This is a genomic window from Janthinobacterium sp. SUN128 (assembly GCF_030587275.1).
Classification (GTDB): domain Bacteria; phylum Pseudomonadota; class Gammaproteobacteria; order Burkholderiales; family Burkholderiaceae_D; genus Janthinobacterium; species Janthinobacterium lividum.
Genome location: NZ_JAPWHY010000001.1, coordinates 357,650 through 376,773 on the forward strand (window position 1 = coordinate 357,650; position 19,124 = coordinate 376,773).

16 protein-coding genes are annotated in these 19,124 nt (G+C 61.8%); 13 read left to right on the forward strand and 3 right to left on the reverse strand.

Going from position 1 to position 19,124, the window contains the following annotated elements:
• The first annotated feature begins 80 nt into the window (after positions 1-80).
• From O3297_RS01790 to O3297_RS01800, 3 genes are all read left to right on the forward strand, one after another.
• Entirely contained in the window at positions 81-968 is an 888-nt protein-coding gene (locus O3297_RS01790; RefSeq protein WP_099393043.1) for an RNA ligase family protein, read from the forward strand.
• Positions 965-2,104, forward strand: a complete 1,140-nt coding sequence (locus O3297_RS01795) for an AAA family ATPase (RefSeq protein WP_305047588.1) — start codon at positions 965-967, stop codon at positions 2,102-2,104. The genes O3297_RS01790 and O3297_RS01795 overlap by 4 nt, the downstream gene beginning before the upstream one ends.
• A gap of 242 nt (positions 2,105-2,346) precedes the next feature.
• Entirely contained in the window at positions 2,347-3,039 is a 693-nt protein-coding gene (locus tag O3297_RS01800; RefSeq protein ID WP_034788004.1) for a choice-of-anchor E domain-containing protein, read from the forward strand.
• On the opposite strand, the gene O3297_RS01805 is transcribed toward O3297_RS01800, so the two are convergent.
• Genes O3297_RS01805 through O3297_RS01815 form a run of 3 tightly spaced genes read right to left on the reverse strand, consistent with a single transcriptional unit; the run spans position 3,040 to position 6,621 of the window.
• On the reverse strand, positions 3,040-4,773 hold the full coding sequence (locus O3297_RS01805; RefSeq protein ID WP_305047590.1) for a cobalt chelatase: 1,734 nt from the start codon (positions 4,771-4,773) through the stop codon (positions 3,040-3,042).
• Positions 4,770-5,744: an AAA family ATPase gene (locus O3297_RS01810; protein ID WP_257219099.1), complete on the reverse strand. Its 975-nt coding sequence runs from the start codon at positions 5,742-5,744 to the stop codon at positions 4,770-4,772. The genes O3297_RS01805 and O3297_RS01810 overlap by 4 nt, the downstream gene beginning before the upstream one ends.
• Before the next feature lie 40 nt (positions 5,745-5,784).
• Positions 5,785-6,621, reverse strand: coding sequence for an IclR family transcriptional regulator (locus O3297_RS01815; protein WP_370385377.1), 837 nt, complete (start codon positions 6,619-6,621; stop codon positions 5,785-5,787).
• A 225-nt stretch (positions 6,622-6,846) separates the two neighbouring features.
• On the opposite strand from O3297_RS01815, the gene xsc reads away from it, so the two are divergent.
• From xsc to O3297_RS01865, 10 genes are all read left to right on the forward strand, one after another.
• Positions 6,847-8,655 carry a sulfoacetaldehyde acetyltransferase gene (gene xsc, locus O3297_RS01820; protein ID WP_305049585.1) on the forward strand — a complete coding sequence of 603 codons (1,809 nt, stop codon included), beginning with the start codon at positions 6,847-6,849 and terminating at the stop codon, positions 8,653-8,655.
• 272 nt (positions 8,656-8,927) lie between these two features.
• The gene (locus tag O3297_RS01825) at positions 8,928-9,335 is read left to right on the forward strand and encodes a nuclear transport factor 2 family protein (RefSeq protein WP_151093781.1); all 408 of its coding nucleotides are present in this window, start codon (positions 8,928-8,930) and stop codon (positions 9,333-9,335) included.
• A gap of 58 nt (positions 9,336-9,393) precedes the next feature.
• Complete coding sequence (locus tag O3297_RS01830; RefSeq protein ID WP_034788412.1) at positions 9,394-10,803, forward strand: FAD-binding oxidoreductase; 1,410 nt, start codon at positions 9,394-9,396, stop codon at positions 10,801-10,803.
• Positions 10,804-10,918: 115 nt separating this feature from the next.
• A complete protein-coding gene (gene tauA / locus O3297_RS01835; protein WP_370385378.1) occupies positions 10,919-11,971 on the forward strand; it encodes a taurine ABC transporter substrate-binding protein in 1,053 nt (350 codons plus the stop codon).
• Between the two features lie 84 nt (positions 11,972-12,055).
• Complete coding sequence (locus tag O3297_RS01840) at positions 12,056-12,871, forward strand: taurine ABC transporter ATP-binding protein (protein WP_034788398.1); 816 nt, start codon at positions 12,056-12,058, stop codon at positions 12,869-12,871.
• Between the two features lie 79 nt (positions 12,872-12,950).
• Positions 12,951-13,745 (forward strand): ABC transporter permease subunit, encoded by a 795-nt coding sequence (locus O3297_RS01845; RefSeq protein WP_051959683.1) that lies wholly within the window; start codon positions 12,951-12,953, stop codon positions 13,743-13,745.
• Between the two features lie 280 nt (positions 13,746-14,025).
• On the forward strand, positions 14,026-15,453 hold the full coding sequence (locus O3297_RS01850) for an amino acid permease (protein WP_070254562.1): 1,428 nt from the start codon (positions 14,026-14,028) through the stop codon (positions 15,451-15,453).
• Positions 15,446-16,672, forward strand: coding sequence for a molybdopterin-dependent oxidoreductase (locus O3297_RS01855; RefSeq protein ID WP_305047592.1), 1,227 nt, complete (start codon positions 15,446-15,448; stop codon positions 16,670-16,672). Before O3297_RS01850 ends, O3297_RS01855 begins: the two co-directional genes overlap by 8 nt.
• Positions 16,673-16,682: 10 nt before the next feature.
• Positions 16,683-17,303, forward strand: coding sequence for a c-type cytochrome (locus tag O3297_RS01860; protein WP_305047593.1), 621 nt, complete (start codon positions 16,683-16,685; stop codon positions 17,301-17,303).
• A 299-nt stretch (positions 17,304-17,602) separates the two neighbouring features.
• Entirely contained in the window at positions 17,603-19,108 is a 1,506-nt protein-coding gene (locus tag O3297_RS01865) for a glycoside hydrolase family 19 protein (protein WP_305047594.1), read from the forward strand.
• Positions 19,109-19,124: the final 16 nt, after the last annotated feature.

Genomic DNA, 19,124 nt, shown 5'->3' on the forward strand with positions numbered 1-19,124 from the left:
TCGATCGTCCACGCCCGAACACGTCGTCAGCACCCCTGACCCTGTATGGACACGCCCCGGTGAACGCGGCGTGGGACGCTATGTTTTTACAATCTTTACCCTTATTCAAATACCCGCGCACGCCGCACCTGGAAGGCTCGCGCCTGCAGGATGGCGACGACGGTTCCGACCAGATGCCCCTGAAAAAGCTGGCCGGCCAGTACGTCGTCATCGAGGAAAAAATCGATGGCGCCAACTCTGCCGTATCGTTCAGCGATGCGGGCGAGGTGCTGCTGCAGTCGCGCGGCCACTACCTAGCGGGCGGCGGCAGCGAACGCCAGTTCAACCTGTTGAAACCGTGGGCGCACGCGCACGAACACGCCTTGCTGCATCTGCTGGAAGACCAATTTGTGCTGTTTGGAGAATGGTCGTACAGCAAGCATTCCGTGTTTTACGACCGCTTGCCCCATTATTTCAACGAGTTCGACGTGTATTGCCGCCGCAGCCAAATGTTTTTGTCGACGGCGCGCCGCCACGCCATGCTGGCCGGCTCGCCCGTGCTCTCCGTCCCCGTGCTGTATGCGGGCAAGATGCCCTCGTCGCCCAAACAGTTGTGGCAGTTGCTGCGCCATTCGCTGGCCAAGTCCCGCCTGTGGCGCGACGCTTTTGAAACCGCGGTGGCGCGCGAACGCCTGCCGCTGGACCTGTGCTGGAAGCAGACGGACAAGTCCGACCACGCGGAAGGCCTGTACCTGAAAGTGGAAGACGACGAGCAAGTGCTGGCCCGCTACAAGCTGGTACGCCATGACTTTACGCAAACCATCCTCGACAGCGGTTCGCACCACAGCACGCGGCCCTTGATCCCGAACCAGCTGGCCGAAGGCGTGGACCTGTACGCGCCGCAGCCGCTGGTGACGTGGGAAAGCCTGGGCTTGCACACCTGCCAGTCGCTGGACGAACTGGCAACCTTTTCAAGGAGTACAAGATGAACTGGAAACAGTTACAACAACTGGTGCCGCAAGCGGGCCAGTCGCCCGATTTCAATGCCTGCCTGGCCGCCTTCCCGCAGCTGGAACTGGCGAAAACGACGCCGCAAAACCCCGTGTATCACGCGGAAGGCGATGTGTGGACGCATACGATGATGGTGGTGGAATCCCTGCTGGCCATGCCCGATTACCAGCAAGCGACGCGGGCGGAACAGGAAATCGTGTTCCTCGCCGCCTTGCTGCACGACGTGGCCAAGTGCAGCACCACGGTGATCGACCCGGTGACGGGCGCCATCGGCCAGCCCGGCCACTCGCGCAAGGGCGCCCTCGATGCGCGCATCGCCTTGTGGGATTGCGACGTGCCGTTTGCCGCGCGCGAGGAAATCTGCCGCCTGATTAACGTACATCAAGTGCCCTTCTTTGCGCTGGAAACGTCGCGGCGCGGCGTCACGCCGGAATTTACCGTGCGCGAACTGTCGTGGCAGGTCGATATCCACTTGCTGGCCATGCTGGCCGAAGCCGATATCCGCGGCAGGATCTGTCCCGATCCGCAGCGCATTTTAGATGCCATCGAGCTGTTCCGCGAACTGGCGCGCGAGGAGGGTTGCTACGGTCAGCGCAAGGCCTTTGTCGACGATCACACGCGCGTCAAATATTTTCGCGGCGCCGAGGCGCATCCCGACTACCCCCTGTTCCAGGAGCCGGGTTCGCACGTGATCGTGATGTCGGGCTTGCCTGCTTCGGGCAAGAATACGTGGGTGGAGAAGCACCATCCGCGCCTGCCCGTCGTGTCCTTCGACGATGCGCGGATGGCCTTGGGCTTGAAGCACGGCAAGAACGAAGGGCAGGTGGGCGACTATGCGGAAGAGCGGGCGCGCGAACTGCTGCGCAAGGGCGAACCGTTCGTGTGGAATGCCACGCATCTGTCAAAACTGATGCGCGAAAAGACGCTCAACCTGCTGTATAAATACCACGCGCAGGTGGAACTCGTGTACCTGGAGCAGCCACGCAAGGAGTTATTGCGGCGCAATGGCCAGCGCGACACATCGCTCAGTAACAAGAAGCTGCAATCGATGCTGTGGAACTGGGAAATCCCCTTGCCGATGGAAGCGCATGCCGTGCGTTACTGTGTCGCTTGAGGCGCCAGCAAAGGTGCGGCGCTTCATTCGGCCGGCTGTTTGATCGTTTCCGGGGAAATCAAAATAACAACACTTATTTTTAAAATTGCAACAAACTGAGTATATTGCGATTCTTTCATTTATTACAATGGATTGCCTGGAGCGCTGAATGGCCGGGCTGTGGCGCGAGGGAGTTCCCTCGCGTTTCCTGAGTGAATCACTGGCTGATCCACTCTTCCTCTTTGAATGAATTGGAGTCCTCAATGCAAAAATCCCTGATCGCACTGGCCGCAGCCGCCATGGTTGGCTTTGGCGCCATGTCTTCCGCCCAAGCGGCCACCCAGACCATCACCTTCAGCGCCGACCGCGCCCTGGGTGCCACCAATTGGTCAGACACCCTGGGATTGGGCAAGTTCGACAGCAACCTCGGTACCTTGACCTCGATCAAGTTCCACCTGGAGGGCGCCGTACAGGGCAGCGGCAAGGCGGAAAGCCTTGACGCCAGCGCCTCCGACGTGACCCTGAGCCTGGCGTCGCTGCTGACCTTGTACCGTCCCGACAATTCCACCTTGCTGGTGGCTAACCCACTGTTCACGCAGACGTTCGCCCTGAGCGCCTTCGATGGCAGCATCGACTTTGCAGGCACCTCGGGTGCCAATACAGGACCCCGGTCCAGCACGGGCGCCAACTCCTACACGAGCGGCAGTGCCAGCGACTTTGCCCTGTTTTCCTCGGCCGGCGGTGGCTTGATCCAGCTGGGCCTGAACGCCATCGGTTCCTCGACGGGCAGCGGTTCCGGTAATTTGCTGACCCAATTCCAGACGGCCGCTTCCGGCCGCGTGGCAGTGACGTATGAATACATCAGCGCCGTGCCGGAACCGGAAACGTATGTGATGCTGCTGACGGGCCTGGCGCTGGCCGGCGTGATGACGCGCCGCCGCAAGTCCATGGTGTGATCAGCGTTTCCCGCGTCCGGCGAGCAGCTGGGCGATTTCGCTGAACAGTTCATTGTTCAGCGAGGCGGGCAGGGTGGTGGCCAGGCTGCGGCTGTAGTAGGCGCCCAGGTCCAGGCCCAGGCCCAGGCCGCAGATTTCCACGGCGCCCTGCGCTTCGCGGCGCGCCACCACTTGCCTCAAGTGTTGCGCCAGGTAAAACTCGTCGTTGGCCAGATTCGTGGCCGTATCCATCGGACAACCGTCGGACACGACGAGCAGGATGCGCCGCCGTTCCGGGCGCGCCAGCATGCGGGTGCACGCCCAGTCCACGGCTTCGCCATCGACGCCTTCGCGGTACAGGTCCGCTTTCAGCAGGGCCGCGATGTCGGGCCGCGCGCGGCGCCAGCTCGTATCGCCATCCTTGAAGACCATGTGCACGAGTTCATTCAGACGGCCCGGGTTGGCGGGCGAGCGGGCGCGCATCCAGTCGCGCCTGACTCGTCCCCCGTTCCACGCGCCCGTCGTAAAGCCCAGCAACTCCGTGCTGATCCCGGCCTGGTCCAGCGCGCGCAGCAGAATGTCGAGCAGCACGGCCACGGATTCCGCATGCGTCTTCATGGAGCCGGAACAATCGACGAGAAAGGTGACGAGGCAATCGGCCTGGGGCAGGAATTGTTCCTTGCGGAACAGCCTGCGTTCGGACGGCGAGCTGATCAGCTGCGCCAGGCGCCGGCCATCGATAGTGCCCTCTTCCTCGCCGAACGACCAGCCGTCGCGCTCGGGTATGGCCAGCAGTTGCGTGAAACGCCGCGCCAGGCGGGCCGTGTTGATGCCCAGGCTGGCGATGCGCGCATCCATGCGTTCGCGGTACTCGAGCAGCAGGGCGCGGCGCACCAGCTCGCCCGCTTTTTCTTCGCGGTCGTACGCCGTGCTGTAAATCCGGTAGGTGCCATCGCCGTCGCTGAAGGCGCGGCTCTCGCCCAGCGGTGCGCTATCGGGAACGTTGTCATTCTCGCTGTCAAAATCGAGCAGCAGCTTGAAGGCCGCCTGCGCCTTGGCGTCGCCGGCCTCGTCCTGGCTGCCGTCGCGCGCCGTTTGCGCATCTTGCAGCATGGCATCGACGGCGTGGGCGATGGCCAGAGAGTGGCGCGCAAAGGCCGCCTGGTCCGTTCGGTGGCGGCGCAAGCCCGCCAGGTCGCCGCTCAATTGTGAAGAGATGGACCAGCGCGTCGCCTCGATGAAATCTTCCGTCTTTTCCAGCACGGGCCGCGCCGTCAGGCGCGACCAGCACATCTGGAATACCGTGTACAACAGCAAGCCCGAGGCGCCCTCGGCCAGGCCGGAATCGTAGAACGCGTGCGACCATGCCGTAAAACGGTGGCGCAGGTTGCCGATGACGCCAGCGTGGTGTTCTGGCGCAAGCGTTTCCACCCTTAACTGTTCCAGCAATTCGAACACGAGGCGCGCCACGGGCTCGGGCGGGCAGAGGGACTTGTGCAGGGCGGCGTCCGTGTGCAGCAGGCGCAGGGCCACGCTGTCTGCCGCGCCGCGCAGCGAGGGCAAATCCTGCAGCGCCGCATCGGGCTGCAGATGGGCTGCGTGGATGGGCACGGGGCGGTGGCCATCGTGCAGGCGCCGGCCACGGTAGCGGATGGAAGACACGCCGCTCAGCGCGCGGATGGCGCCCGCGCACAACTCGTCCGTTTCCTGCTGCTCGCGCGTGTAGGGCGCAGGCGCGGTCGCTTCCGTACTCATGCCTGGCTCGCCAGCAATTCCTCATTGAAACAGCGCTGGTAATACTCGGCCACCATGGGCCGCTCGGCCTCGTCGCATTTGTTGAGGAAGGACAGGCGGAAGGCCAGGGCCGGGTCGCGGAAGATCTGGCAATTCTCGGCCCAGGTAATGACCGTGCGCGGCGACATCAGGCAGGCCAGGTCGCCCGCCGCATAACCGTGGCGCGTGAGGCTGGCCACGGCCACCATGCTGCTGGCCAGCTGGCGGCCCGCCTCGTCGTTCATGGCGGGGACACGGGCCAGCACGATCTCCGTTTCTTCCGCCTGCGGCAAATAGTTCAGGGTAGCAACGATATTCCAGCGGTCGATCTGCGCGTGATTGAGCACCTGCGTGCCGTGGTACATGCCGTTCAGGTTGCCGAGTCCTACCGTGTTCGACGTGGCGAACAAACGGAAGTGGGGATGCGGCGTGATGACCCGGTTCTGGTCGAGCAGGGTGAACTTGCCGTCGCGCTCCAGAATGCGCTGGATGACGAACATCACGTCGGGGCGGCCCGCGTCGTACTCGTCGAAGATCAGGGCCACGGGGCGTTGCAATGACCAGGGTACGATGCCTTCCTGGAATTCCGTTACTTGCTGCTGTTCGCGCAGCACGATGGCGTCCTTGCCGACCAGGTCCAGGCGGCTGATGTGGCCGTCCAGGTTGACCCGCACGCAAGGCCAGTTCAGGCGCGCCGCCACCTGTTCGATATGCGTGGACTTGCCCGTGCCGTGCAAGCCCTGCACCATCACGCGGCGGTTGTGGCTGAAGCCGGCCAGAATCGCCAGGGTCACGTCCTGGTTGAAGCGGTAGGCGGGATCGATGTCGGGCACGTGCGGGTCGCGCTCCGTGAAGACGGGCACGCGCAGGTCGCTGTCGATATTGAACAGGCTGCGCACGGACTGCAAGGTTTGCGCCGCTGCGGCGGGGGGATGTTGGCGTGAATCTGGCACCTTGTTCTCCTGTGAAACCGCAGCATGGGCGCTACGGCGGTTATGAGTGACCGGCTTGCAATGCGTCGTCGTTCCCGCCCGTCGTCGGCATGGTTTCCGATTCGATGGCGGCCAGGGCTTGCGCGGCGCGTTGCAATGCTGGCAAGAAATGTAAAGCCTTGTCGTGCGTTAAACGGATGATGGGCGCCTGGATGGCCACGGCCAGGTTCGAGCGGCCGTTCGGGTTCGGCACCAGCACGGCCACGCACAGCAGGCCGGGCAGGAATTCCTCGTCGTCCAGCGCATAGCCGTTGCGGCGCACCAATTCCAGTTCGCGTTCCAGCTTGACGGGGTCCGTTTCCGTCTTGTCCGTAAAGCGCGTCAATTCCATGTGGCCCAGCAGGCGGCGCCGTTGCACGGGCGTCATTTGCGCCAGGAACAGCTTGCCGCTGGACGAGCAGTGGGCCGGCACCCGCGAACCGGGATGCAGGTAGAAGCGCAGCGGGGCCGCCGTTTCCACGCGGTCCAGGTACACGACTTCGCTGCCGCTGAAGGCCGTCAGGTTGCAGCTTTCGCCCACTTCCTCGACCAGCTGGCGCAAGACCATGCGGCGGGCGCCATGGAAAGTGTTGTTAATCAGCAGGTTCGATGCGAGGCGGCGCAGGCGCACGCCCGTGCTGTAGTGGCGACCATCGCTTTCGCGCTGCAGCACGCCCACGCTTTCCAGCTGTTGCAGCATGCGGTGCAGGGTCGGCTTCGGCAAGCCCGTTTCTTCCACCAGCGCTTGCAGCGACAGCAACTGGTCTTTTTCGGCAATCACTTCCAGCAAGGCAAACAAACGCATCGTGGGCGTGTCGCCTTCCAGTTTTTCCGGCTCAAGTTTTGGGGATGAAATCATGTCCATGGTGGCCTCGGTTGGGTAGCTATGAGTGTTACTTCAGCTTATTTCATTTTCGAACTCAAATTGTACCGTTTCCTTGAAAATCTGTTTGACTTTTGATTGGTGAACGCTTAAATTGAATTGTATATCAAATTTCGGAACAAAATATACCGATTTTTAATAAATGAGTTGATAATTTCAACAGCTTCAATCACCACAGACCAGGAGACACCCATGAATGACATGACCGAGCAAAAAGCCGCCGCCGCAGCGGCCATCCCCACCGGCCCGCAAAAGATGACGCCTTCCGAAGCGTTCGTGGAAACCCTGGCCGCCAATGGCGTGACCGACATGTTCGGTATCATGGGCTCGGCCTTCATGGACCCGATGGATATCTTTGCCCCGGCCGGCATCCGTTTGATTCCCGTCGTGCACGAGCAGGGCGCCGGCCACATGGCCGACGGCTATGCCCGCGTCTCGGGCCGCCATGGCGTCGTCATCGGCCAGAACGGCCCCGGCATCAGCAATTGCGTGACCGCCATTGCCGCCGCCTACTGGGCGCACACGCCCGTCGTGATCATTACCCCTGAGACGGGCACGATGAGCATGGGCCTGGGCGGTTTCCAGGAAGCGAACCAGCTGCCGATGTTCGAGGAATTCACGAAATATCAAGGTCATGTGACGAATCCGGCCCGCATGGCGGAATTCACGGGCCGCTGCTTTGACCGCGCCATGTCGGAAATGGGGCCGACGCAATTGAACATCCCGCGCGACTATTTTTATGGCGAAATCAAGGCGGAAATCCCGAAACCGAACCGCCTGGACCGCGGCGCCGGCGGCGAACAAAGCCTGAACGATGCGGCGGAATTGCTGGCGAAAGCCAAGTTCCCTGTGATCATCTCGGGCGGCGGCGTCGTCATGGGCGAAGCGATCGAGGAATGCAAGGCCCTGGCCGAACGCCTGGGCGCACCCGTCGTCAACAGCTACCTGCATAACGACTCCTTCCCTGCCAGCCATCCGCTGTGGTGCGGCCCGCTCGGCTACCAGGGTTCCAAGGCAGCCATGAAACTGATCGCCAAGGCCGACGTCGTCGTGGCCCTCGGTTCGCGCCTGGGACCGTTCGGCACCTTGCCGCAGCACGGCATGGATTACTGGCCGAAAAACGCGAAAATAATCCAGATCGACGCCGACAACAAGATGCTGGGGCTGGTGAAAAAGATTTCGGTCGGCATCTGCGGCGACGCCAAGGCGGCCGCCAAAGCCATCCTGGCGCGCCTGGACGGCAAGACGCTCGATTGCGACGCGACGCGCGACGAGCGCTATGCCACCGTGCAGGCGGAAAAGGCCGCGTGGGAAGAGGAGCTGACCAACTGGACGCACGAGAAGGATGCGTACAGCCTGGACATGATCGAAGAGCAGAAGAAAGAGCCGGGCAATTACCTGCACCCGCGCCAGGTCTTGCGCGAGCTGGAAAAAGCCATGCCGGAAGACGTGATGGTGTCGACCGACATCGGCAACATCAACTCGGTGGCCAATAGTTACTTGCGCTTTGAAAAGCCGCGCAGCTTCTTTGCGGCGATGAGCTTTGGCAACTGCGGCTATGCCTTCCCGACCATCATCGGCGCGAAAGTGGCCGCGCCGCACCGTCCGGCCGTGTCGTATGCGGGCGACGGTGCCTGGGGCATGAGCCTGATGGAAACGATGACCTGCGTGCGCCACAACATTCCCGTCACGGCCGTGGTGTTCCACAACCGCCAGTGGGGCGCGGAAAAGAAAAACCAGGTGGATTTCTACAACCGCCGCTTCGTCGCAGGTGAACTCGACAACCAGAGCTTCGCGGAAATCGCGCGCGCCATGGGCGCCGAAGGCATCACGGTCGACAAGCTGGAAGACGTGGGTCCGGCCCTGAAAAAGGCGATCGACATGCAGATGAATGAGGGCAAGACCACCATCATCGAAATCATGTGCACGCGCGAGCTGGGCGACCCGTTCCGCCGCGATGCGCTGAGCAAACCTGTGCGTCACCTGGATAAATATAAAGACTACGTCTGATTTGCTGGTGTTGTTGGATTACGCCTTTCAGGCTAATCCAACCTACGCGACTGTGTAGGTCGGATTAGCCGGGCGCAAGCCCGGCGTAATCCGACACAGCGCTGTGACCAAATTCTCACAGATTGTCACGAAAGCATCATAATTTCATTAAAGAATACAAGGCGTCCCGTTTTTTGAATTATTTGATTTGACAAGGCCATGCTTAAGGCTTAAATTCAATAAAAGACAAAAAACGGAACGTAGCGTATCAAAAACGATTTACGGAGACAACCATGAACCACCCTGTACCGCATACTGACGCCGTCACCACGGACTTCCTGCAAGCATTCGGCGATGCCTGGAACCGCCACGATATCGATGCCCTGATGGCCGCCATGGCCGACGATTGCGAATTCCACGCCGTCGCCGGTCCCGAGCTTCTGGGCAAGAGCTTCATCGGCCGCGACGCCGTGCGCGCCGGCTTCGAGCTGGCCTGGCAAACCTTCCCCGACGCCGCCTGGCTCAACCCCGTGCATTTCGTCAGCGGCGAACGGGGCGTGACGGAGTCGACCTTTGCCGGCACCAAGGCGGACGGCACGCGTATCGAAGCGCGCATGGTCGATATTTTCACCTTCCGCGATGGCAAGATCGTCGTCAAGAATGCTTTCCGCAAGGATCGCCCACCCGTCGTCACAGTCTGAGCCAGCACGTTCACCAGGAATGACCATGAACAAACCTGTCGACACCCCGCCTGGCGTAATGGGCAACAACAGCACCGCCGCCCGCACGCCCTACGATCCCGCCTTCGATCCGCTGGTGGCCCAGCGCCCCGGCCACGGCAATGCCTACGCGCCCACCTACTGGATCGGCACGGCCGGCGAGCCGCCCGCCGACGACGGTCCCATCACGCATGACATCGACGTTGACGTGGCCATCATCGGTTCCGGCTTCACGGGCTTATCCTGCGCCATCTTTTTGGCCCAGGAACACGGCATCAAGGCCACCGTGCTGGAAGCGAACCGGGTCAGCTGGGGCTGCAGCACGCGCAACGGCGGCCAGGCGCAATGCACGACGGGCCGCCTGAAACGCTCGCAGTGGATAGACCGCTATGGGCTGGACACGGCCCTGAAACTGCACGCGGAAGTGTGCGATGCGATGGAAACGTTCAAGAAGATCACGGCCGACATCGATTGCGACCCGCAGCCGGGCGGCCACCTGTACATCGCCCACAAGGCGAAAGCCATGCCCGCGCTGGAAAAAGAAGCCAAGGTCATGCGCGAGATCTTCAAGTACGACGCCCGCATCCTCGACGCCGACACCGTCAAGCGCGAATTCGTCGACGACAAGGAAGCGGCCGGCGCGCTGCACGAGCCGGAAGGCATCGGCATCCATGCAGGCAAGCTGGCGTTCGGCTACCTGCGCAAGGCGCGCGCGCTGGGCGCCAAGGTGCACCCGTCCAGCCCCGTGATGGGCTGGGAAACGCGCAACGGCGTGCATTATCTGCAAACGCCAGGCGGCGTGGTGCGTGCCCGATCCGTCGCCGTGGCCACGGGCGGCTACACCTCGCCGCACCTGCATCCGCAAGTCAAGAACCGCTTGCTGCCGATTTTGTCGAATTCGCTTGTCACGCGTCCGCTGACCCCGGCGGAAATCGAGGCGTGCAACTTCCGCACCCACCAGGTGATCACGGATACGCGCATCCTGCGCCACTACTACCGCCTGATGCCGGACAACCGCGTGCAGATCGGCAGCCGCAGCGCCATCACGGGCGCCGACGCGCCGGACGACAAGTACAAACAGTTTTTGATCAACGATCTGCACCGCAAGTTTCCCGCGCTGACCGGCATCGCCATCGATTATTCGTGGTGGGGCTGGGTCGACGTCAGCCACGACATGATGCCGCGCATCGTGCAACCGGACCCGAAGCAATCGATCTTCTATTCGCTCGGCTACGGCGGCAACGGCGTCATGTACTCGGCGCAGGCGGGCCGGCGCATGGCCGAGCGTATCGCCGGCAAGGCCAGCGACACGGGCTTGCCGATTTTCAATTCCAAACTGCCGTATCCCAACATGATGGAACTGGTCGAGTCGCAAGCGTTCGCGCCGTTCCGCCGCCTGGGCCAGCGCTTCCTGTACCGCTGGTATCACTTGAAGGATGAAGTGTTTTAAATAGCAGTAGCCGTACTAAGCCGCCGCATGCGTTGACATAGATCGACCAGCGGCGCCTCCCGCGAGGGATGAGATTGCCCGCACGTTCACACATAACAATAACTTGGAGTGAGACATGAACACAAATACGAGCAAAAACACGGTTTTTTCAACGATGCGCCGCGCCGTCCTCGGCACCCTGGTACTGGGCGTTACCCTTGCCTCCAGCGGTACCGCCTTCGCGCAAAGCAAGGAAGTGACGATTGCCTACCAGGAAATCAACGGTCCCTTCCTGGTGGCCATCGCCAGCGGCGAAGTGGAAAAAACCACCGGCTATAAAATCAACTGGCGCAAGTTTGATTCGGGCGCCAAGGTGGCTACCGGCATGGCTTCCGGCGACGTGCAGATCGGCGTCATCGGCTCCAGCCCCCTGACTGCAGCCGTCAGCCGCGGCGTCGACTTGCAGCTGTTCTGGATCATCGACGACATCAATGAAGCCGAAGCGATGGTCGCCCGCAATGGCGCCGGCATCACCAAGCCGACGGATTTGCGCGGCAAGAAGATCGCCGTGCCTTTCGTGTCCACCACACACTTCCACACCATGTTCGCGCTGGAAACGTGGGGCATCAAGCCCACGGAAGTGAAATTGCTGAACATGCAGCCGAACCAGATCGCCGCCGCCTGGGAGCGGGGCGACATCGACGCCGCCTTCGTATGGGATCCGGCCTTGAGCAAACTCAAGCAAAACGGCAAGGTCCTCGTCACGTCCGGCGAACTGAGCAAGAAGGGCAAGGCCACGTTTGACGGCATGGCCGTCGAGCGCGCCTGGGGCGAAGCGAATGCGGATTTCATGGCCAAGTTCGTCAAGGTGATGGCCGCCGCCGATGCCGACTACCGCGCCAATCCGAAGGCGTGGACCATTGACTCCCCGCAAGTGAAAGCCAACGTCAAGCATTCGGGCGCCGCCGCCAAGGACGTGGCCGCTTCCGTGGCCCTGTACGCCTATCCCTCGCTGCAGGAACAGGCCTCGCGGGCCTGGCTCGGCGGCGGCGCGAAGGGCGGCGTGGCGCAAGCCTTGCTGGCCACGGCGCAATTTTTGAAGGGCGAAGGCAAGATCGACACCCTGGCTACCGATTACGCCAAATATGTGACACCCAAGTATGCACAGGCCGCCGGCCTGCTGAAGTAAACGTTGTGCAATGGCGCGCCTGCGGGCGCGCTGGCTGAACAGAATGCGTTGAACTGAAGTGACTACACCTATGCGGGGCACACGATGGAAAATCTCTACGTCAAGGATGTCAGCGTGATTTATCCGGGCAAGACGGCCGGTGAACGCGTACATGCCTTAAATAATATCAACCTGACCATCAATAGCGGCGACTTTGTCGTCGCCCTGGGCGCCTCGGGCTGCGGCAAGACCACCTTGCTGAGCCTGATGGCGGGCTTTATCGCCCCCTCCAAGGGCGAGATCATGCTCGGCGACAATAAAGTGGAAGGGCCGGGTGCCGACCGTGGCGTCGTGTTCCAGAAACATGCCTTGCTGCCATGGCTGAACGTGATGGAAAACGTGGAATTCGGCCTCAAGCTGCAAGGCGTGGCTAAGGCCGTGCGGCGCGAACAGGCGGCAAAAAATCTGGCGCTGGTCGGCTTGAAAGACTTTCACGACAATATGATCTATCAATTGTCGGGCGGCATGCAGCAAAGGGTGGGCATCGCCCGCGCCCTGACCAGCAATCCGGCCATGCTGCTGATGGATGAACCGATGGCGGCGCTCGATGCGCTGACCCGTGAAACCATCCAGGAATTGCTGCTCGATATCTGGGCCAAGTCCAGCACCATGTTCTTCTTCATTACCCACAGCGTCGACGAGGCGCTGTTCTTGGCGAACCGGCTGATCGTCATGTCGCCCCGTCCGGGCCGCATCACGCATACGTATGAACTCGATTTCAACAAGCGCTTCCTCGAGTGCCGCGATGCGCGCGCCGTGAAATCGAGCCCGGACTTCATCAAGATGCGCGAAACGGTGCTCAACATCATTTATGGCGACGAACGCGCCGTCAATAAAGAGCTGGAGGTGTCCCATGCATAGCCCATCCGTCGTGGGATTTCCTCCCACCACCGCCAAGCGCGCCGGCTTTTTCTCGCGCCTGTTCGCTCCCCGCTGCGCCATGCCCGGCGAAGCGTTCGGCGCGCCGGGGCAGGGCAATTCCAGCCGCATCGCCACCGTCACCGTCATCGCCGTACTGCTGCTGTGGTTTGGCGTGACGGCCAGCGGCATGGTCAAGCCGCTGTTTCTGCCGTCGCCGCAAGCCGTGTATGAAAAATTCATCATGGCGGCCACCACCGGTTTCGGCGGCGCCACCCTGTGGGAACACACTGTCGCCAGTCTGGTGCGCGTGTTTGGCGCATTCGGCCTGGCTTGCCTGTTCGCCATTCCCATCGGCGTGATGATGGGCGTGAACCGCGTGGCGCGCGGCATCTTCGATCCCTTGATCGAGTTCTACCGTCCGTTGCCGCCGCTCGCTTACTTGCCACTGGTCATCATCTGGTTCGGCATCGGCGAGTTTTCGAAGGTCTACCTGATCTTCCTGGCCATCTTCGCGCCGATGGCGATCGCGGCACGCGCCGGCGTCAGCTCCGTGTCACTGGAGCAAATCCACGCGGCGTACTCGATGGGCGCCACGCGTTTCCAGGTCATCGTGCACGTGATCCTGCGGGCCGCGATACCGGAAATCCTCACCGGCATGCGTATCGGCATCGGCGTGGGCTGGACCACCCTGGTGGCTGGCGAGATGGTGGCGGCCACGCGCGGTCTCGGCTACATGGTGCTGAGCGCCTCCGAGTTCCTGGCCAGCGATGTGGTGATCATGGGCATTATCGTGATCGGCTTCTTTGCTTTCCTGTTTGATTTGATGATGCGTTACCTCGAACGTACCCTCGTGCCATGGAAGGGCAAGGTGTAAGACGTTCCCGGGAGTGGCGTGCACGCCACAAGTGTTGCCGCTGCTCCCATTTTTTTAACTCGCCATACCCGTACTTACCCTCCAGCGCGCTTGCCCCTTGGACGCCGCGCCGGGCCGCTGCATTTCCAGATTGACTTATGGAATGCGGCCAACCAGACTGATTCACACGATGTATCGATGCTGCTTGACGGTGTTGCCTAAATAAAACAAAGCCGCGCGGCATGAACAAGCCGCAGCAGGCAGGGCGCACCGAGCTTCAGAGATTTTCAGGAGACAAAACATGATTAGCGAATCGCATAACAGTACCGGCTTGCAGCACTCGCTCAAGCAACGCCACATGAGCATGATCGCCATCGGCGGCGTGATCGGCGCCGGCCTCTTTGTCGGCAGCGGCGTCATTGCCAAGGCTGCCGGCCCGGCCGCCATCCTTTCCTTCCTGCTAACGGGCGGCCTCGTCGTCCTGATCATGCGCATGCTGGGCGAGCTGGCTTCATCCCTGCCCGTGGTCGGCTCCTTTTACGAATATGCGCGTCTGGCCTTCGACGACAAGCCGAAGGTCTCGAAATTCCTCGGCTTCATGAGCGGCTGGATGTACTGGTATTTCTGGGTCGTCGTCGTGGCCCTGGAAGCCATCGCCGGCGCCAAGCTGGTCAACTTCTGGCTGCCGGACGTACCGTCCTGGGCTATCAGCCTGGTGCTGCTCGTCTCGATGACCATCCTGAACCTGTTCTCGGTCAAGGCCTTCGGCGAATTCGAATTCTGGTTCGCCTCGATCAAGGTCGTCGCCATCATCGTCTTCCTGTTTGTCGGCGCCCTGTTCATCACGGGTAGCTTGCCCAACAGCATCCCGACCCTGGGTTTCCTGACCAGCAACGGCGGCTTCATGCCGCACGGCTGGGGGCCGGTGCTCAGTGGCGCCGTCGCCGCCACGGCCTTCTATTCGGGCGCCGAAATCGTCACCATCGCCGCCGCCGAAACGTCGGACCCGGCCAAGGCCATCGCCCGCGCCACCAATTCCGTCATCACGCGCGTGCTGATGTTTTATGTCGGTTCCATGTTTGTCGTCGTCTGCATCGTGCCCTGGGATTCGCCGGCCATCGCCACGCCATTCGTCAGCGCCCTGACCGTCATGAACATCCCGTACGCGGCCCACATCATGAACGCCATCATTTTGACGGCCGTGCTGTCGGCCTTGAATTCCAGCCTGTACGCTTCGTCGCGCATGATCTTTGCGCTGACGCGCCGCGGCGATGCGCCCACGGGCCTGGTCAAGCTGAGCAAGAACGGCGTGCCCATCCGCGCCATTTTGTTCAGCACCCTGTTCGCCTATTTCGCCATTGCCGTATCGTATGTATCGGCCGACCTGGTGTTCCCCTTCATCGTCAATTCCTACGGCATCCTGATCCTGTTCGTGTACCTGCTCATTGCGATATCTCAATTGCGTTTGCGCCGCCGCCTGGAGCGCGAATGTCCGGAACGCATCAAGGTGCGCATGTGGCTGTTCCCTTACCTGACGTATTTCACCATCATCGCCATGCTGGTGATCCTCGGTGCCATGAGCGTGTCGTCCGATACGGAGCAGCGCGTGTCGTTCTGGTTCGGCCTGTTGAGCGTGGTCATCATGAGCGTCATGTACTACATCAAGAAGCTCGTCAACGACGACCGCAACGGCGACAACGAAGCCAAAGTGGAGCTCAAACATGTCTGACACGACCTTGTTGCCCGCAGGCCGGCGCCGCTTCCTGCGTACGACGGCCACCCTGGGCGCCGCCGCAGTGGCGGGGCCAGCCTTGGCCGCCTCTGCCTCCGTTACCCTGCCATTTGAAAATGGCGAGCGCGAACTGGTGGCCTTTCCGCAAAAGCGCCCGCTGATCCTGCTGACCAGCCGTCCGCCCCAGCTGGAAACGCCGTTCAGCGTGTTCAATGAAGGCGCGATCACGCCCAACGATGCATTTTTCGTGCGCTACCACTGGAGTGGCTTGCCTACCAGCATCGATGGCGGCAGCTACCGCCTGCGCATCGCCGGCCTGGTGAAGACGCCCTTGGAACTGTCGCTGGCGGAACTGAAACAGCTGGCCGACCCGGTCGACGTGGTGGCCGTGACGCAATGCTCGGGTAACAGCCGCGGCTTCTTTGCCCCGCGCGCGAATGGCGGGCAACTGGGCAATGGCGCCATGGGCAATGCCCGCTGGACGGGCATCCCCCTGAAGACCGTGCTGGAAAAGGCCGGTATCGCGGCCAGCGCCGTGCAAGTAGCCTTCAATGGCCTGGAAGCGCCGCCAGTGGGCGATGGTCCCGACTTCCAAAAAGCCTTGTCCGTCGAGCACATCATGGCGGGCGACGTCATGCTGGCCTGGGCCATGAATGGCGAAGACATTCCTTTCCTCAACGGCTATCCGCTGCGCCTGATCGTGCCAGGCTATTACGGCACTTACTGGGTCAAGCACTTGAGCGACATCACCGTGCTGGACAAGCCATTCGACGGTTTCTGGATGAGCACGGGCTACCGTATCCCCGACAACGGCTCCGGCTTCATCGAGCCGGGCGCACCCGTGGGCAAGACGACGCCGATCAGCCGCCTCAACGTGCGCTCTTTCATCACCAGCGTGCAGGATGGCGCGCAAGTGAAGGCGGGGCGCGACCTGGCCCTGCGCGGCATCGCTTTTGATGGCGGCCAGGGCATCAGCGAGGTGACCGTGTCGCTTGACGGCGGCCAGACGTGGCAGGAAGCGAAGCTGGGCAAGGACCTGGGACGCTACTCGTTCCGCGTATGGACCATGCTCATGAAGGCGCCGCGCAAGGGCAAGCACGTGCTGATGGTGCGCGCCGTCAACCGCATCGGCCAGAGCCAGCCCATGAAAGCCCTGTGGAATCCCATGGGTTATATGCGCAACGTGGTGGAAACCACGCGCATCCAGGCAGTCTGAGGAGATTCACATGCGAATGAAAATATTGATTGCCGCGCTGGCACTGGCGGCGGCGGGTGGTGCGTGCGCGCTGGAGATCCACTTGCCGCCGGAAACGGCGACGTACAAACCCAGCGAATTGCCCGGCTACCAGCTGGTGCAGCGCAACTGCATGACGTGCCACGCGGCCCAGTATGCATCGAGCCAGCCGCCGGCCTCTCCGCGCGCCTACTGGGAAGCCACCGTCAAGAAGATGAAAAAGCCGTTCGGCGCGCAGTTCGACGACGCGGACATGCCGGCCATGGTCGATTACCTGGTGAAAACCTATGGCGTGGAGCGGGGCGTGGCAGCAACGGGCGCGGCCGTCGCCAAACCCGTGGCAGCCGCTGTCCCGGCCGCCAGCGGCAAGGATGTCAAAACCTTGCTGGCGGCGAATGGCTGCATGGCTTGCCATGCGCTCGACCAGAAGGTGGTCGGCCCCGGTTTTACCGAGGTGGCAGCCAGGTACAAGGGCAAGGACGGTGTCGCTGCCGTGGCGGCCAACATCCGCAGTGGCGGCGCGGGCAAATGGGGCCCCGTGCCCATGCCGCCATTCAGCCAGCTGAGCGAAGCGGATGCGGCGAGCCTGGCGAAGTACGTGCTGAACAGATAAGTTCGTCCCGGATGCGCAACAACCCTTAATACCACTTGCCGCCACCCATCCAGCGCGGTATTGCCCGCTGCCATCATGCAGCGGGCCTTTTTTTACTTGTCCCATTCGCCACCACATCGCTTGCCAACGCAGCGATCGCCAGCACTGGTATTGTAAAAAACACCGTTATATAAAACCACTTGACTACCAATTTAGAGCGTCGCATTCTCTCTGCAGAAAGCCGACGCTTCGCTGTGCTTTCTTTACGTACAACATAAAAAGCTACTTCGATAGTTTTCGTATAACGTTCAGGAGACATTGTGAAGACACGGCAAATTAGCCGGCTGGCCTCGCCTTTGATGGCTGGCCTGCTGGGCAGCGCGCTGCTCGCTTGCGGCGGCAATTCCACCACCGAACCCCCATCGACCCTGCTGGCCGCCACGGCCGCCAGCGATCAGTGCGCAGCCTGGAGCGCCGCTGCCGTCTACACGGCGGGCCAGTGCGCCGTGTATGACGGCAAGGTCTACCGCGCCAAATGGTGGGTGCAGGGCACGGCGCCGAACAACGACCAGTGGGGACCGTGGAGTCTCGATAGCAGCACTCCAACCCCGACGCCCACCCCGACCCCGACACCCACCCCGACACCGACGCCGACACCGACGCCGACACCGACGCCGACACCGACGCCAACGCCAACGCCAACGCCAACGCCAACGCCAACGCCAACGCCCGGCATCCCCACCAAGGCCCAGGCCGAGGCCAACGAGGCGGCGCTGACGAACAACGATTTCTTCCGCAAGGTCAAGGCGTCGATCCGCACCCTGGGCAATACGGCCGTCGAGGCCGTGCAGCCCGGCCTGGCCAGCAATCCGCTCAACGTCAAGCGGGTCGAGCGCCTGCTGCCGGCGGCGAAGTGGGATTACTATTTTGCCGCGCGCGACACCAGTTATACCTATCAGCGTTTCCTGCAAGCCGTAGCCAAGTTCCCCGCCGTGTGCGACGACTACAGCGACGGGCGCAATGCGGACGCCATCTGCCGCCACAGCCTGGCCACCATGTTCGCCCATTTTGTACAGGAAACGGGCGACCATAACGCCAGCAGTCCGCTGCCGCAATGGCGCCAGGGCTTGAAGTATTTGCGCGAGCTGGGCTGCGACGAGACGGGCGCCGGCTGCGGCTACAACGTCGAGTGCGCCGATCCCGTCTTCAACAAGGTCTGGACCTGCGGCAAGAACGCCGATGGCAGCTTCAAGAAGTATTTCGGCCGCGGCGCCAAGCAGCTGTCGTACAACTACAATTACGGCCCATTCTCGCAAGCCATGCATGACGGCGACCAGTCCGTGCTGCTGAAGAACCCGGACCTGGTGGCCTCGACCTGGCTGAACCTGGCCTCGGCCACGTTCTTCTTTGTCTATCCGCAACCGCCGAAGCCGTCGATGCTGCATGTGCTTGACGGCACGTGGGTGCCGAACGCGGCCGATACGACGGCTGGCGCGGGCAATAATTTCGCCACCACCATCATGATCATCAACGCCGAATGCGGGCAGGGCACGGAAAAGCAGGCCGCGCAAAACCGCATCGATTACTACAAGCAATTTGCCGCCGACATGGGCTGGGATTATTCCGGCGAACAATTGTCTTGCGCCAACATGCAACGCTTCACCCCGGCCAGTTCCGCTTCCTACAACATCTATTGGGAAAAGAACTGGAGCGCCGGTGGCGACAACCAATGCCAGCTGGTCAGCTATCAAACCCCGTACAGCGCCTTGCAGGCCGGGAACTACGTGAAATGCGTGGAAGCCAACTGGAATGTGAAGTTGCAGTAGCAGTAAATGCAGGAAT

Bases quoted from the DNA above. Each gene is read 5' to 3' on its own strand.
- O3297_RS01800 (WP_034788004.1), top strand. From the start codon at position 2,347: ATGCAAAAATCCCTGATCGCACTGGCCGCAGCCGCCATGGTTGGCTTT.
- O3297_RS01840 (WP_034788398.1), top strand. From the start codon at position 12,056: ATGGAAAATCTCTACGTCAAGGATGTCAGCGTGATTTATCCGGGCAAG.
- O3297_RS01815 (WP_370385377.1), bottom strand. From the start codon at position 6,621: ATGATTTCATCCCCAAAACTTGAGCCGGAAAAACTGGAAGGCGACACG.
- O3297_RS01790 (WP_099393043.1), top strand. From the start codon at position 81: ATGTTTTTACAATCTTTACCCTTATTCAAATACCCGCGCACGCCGCAC.
- xsc (WP_305049585.1), top strand. From the start codon at position 6,847: ATGACCGAGCAAAAAGCCGCCGCCGCAGCGGCCATCCCCACCGGCCCG.
- O3297_RS01830 (WP_034788412.1), top strand. From the start codon at position 9,394: ATGGGCAACAACAGCACCGCCGCCCGCACGCCCTACGATCCCGCCTTC.
- O3297_RS01860 (WP_305047593.1), top strand. From the start codon at position 16,683: ATGCGAATGAAAATATTGATTGCCGCGCTGGCACTGGCGGCGGCGGGT.
- O3297_RS01855 (WP_305047592.1), top strand. From the start codon at position 15,446: ATGTCTGACACGACCTTGTTGCCCGCAGGCCGGCGCCGCTTCCTGCGT.
- O3297_RS01850 (WP_070254562.1), top strand. From the start codon at position 14,026: ATGATTAGCGAATCGCATAACAGTACCGGCTTGCAGCACTCGCTCAAG.
- O3297_RS01825 (WP_151093781.1), top strand. From the start codon at position 8,928: ATGAACCACCCTGTACCGCATACTGACGCCGTCACCACGGACTTCCTG.
- O3297_RS01795 (WP_305047588.1), top strand. From the start codon at position 965: ATGAACTGGAAACAGTTACAACAACTGGTGCCGCAAGCGGGCCAGTCG.
- O3297_RS01845 (WP_051959683.1), top strand. From the start codon at position 12,951: ATGCCCGGCGAAGCGTTCGGCGCGCCGGGGCAGGGCAATTCCAGCCGC.
- O3297_RS01805 (WP_305047590.1), bottom strand. From the start codon at position 4,773: ATGAGTACGGAAGCGACCGCGCCTGCGCCCTACACGCGCGAGCAGCAG.
- tauA (WP_370385378.1), top strand. From the start codon at position 10,919: ATGAACACAAATACGAGCAAAAACACGGTTTTTTCAACGATGCGCCGC.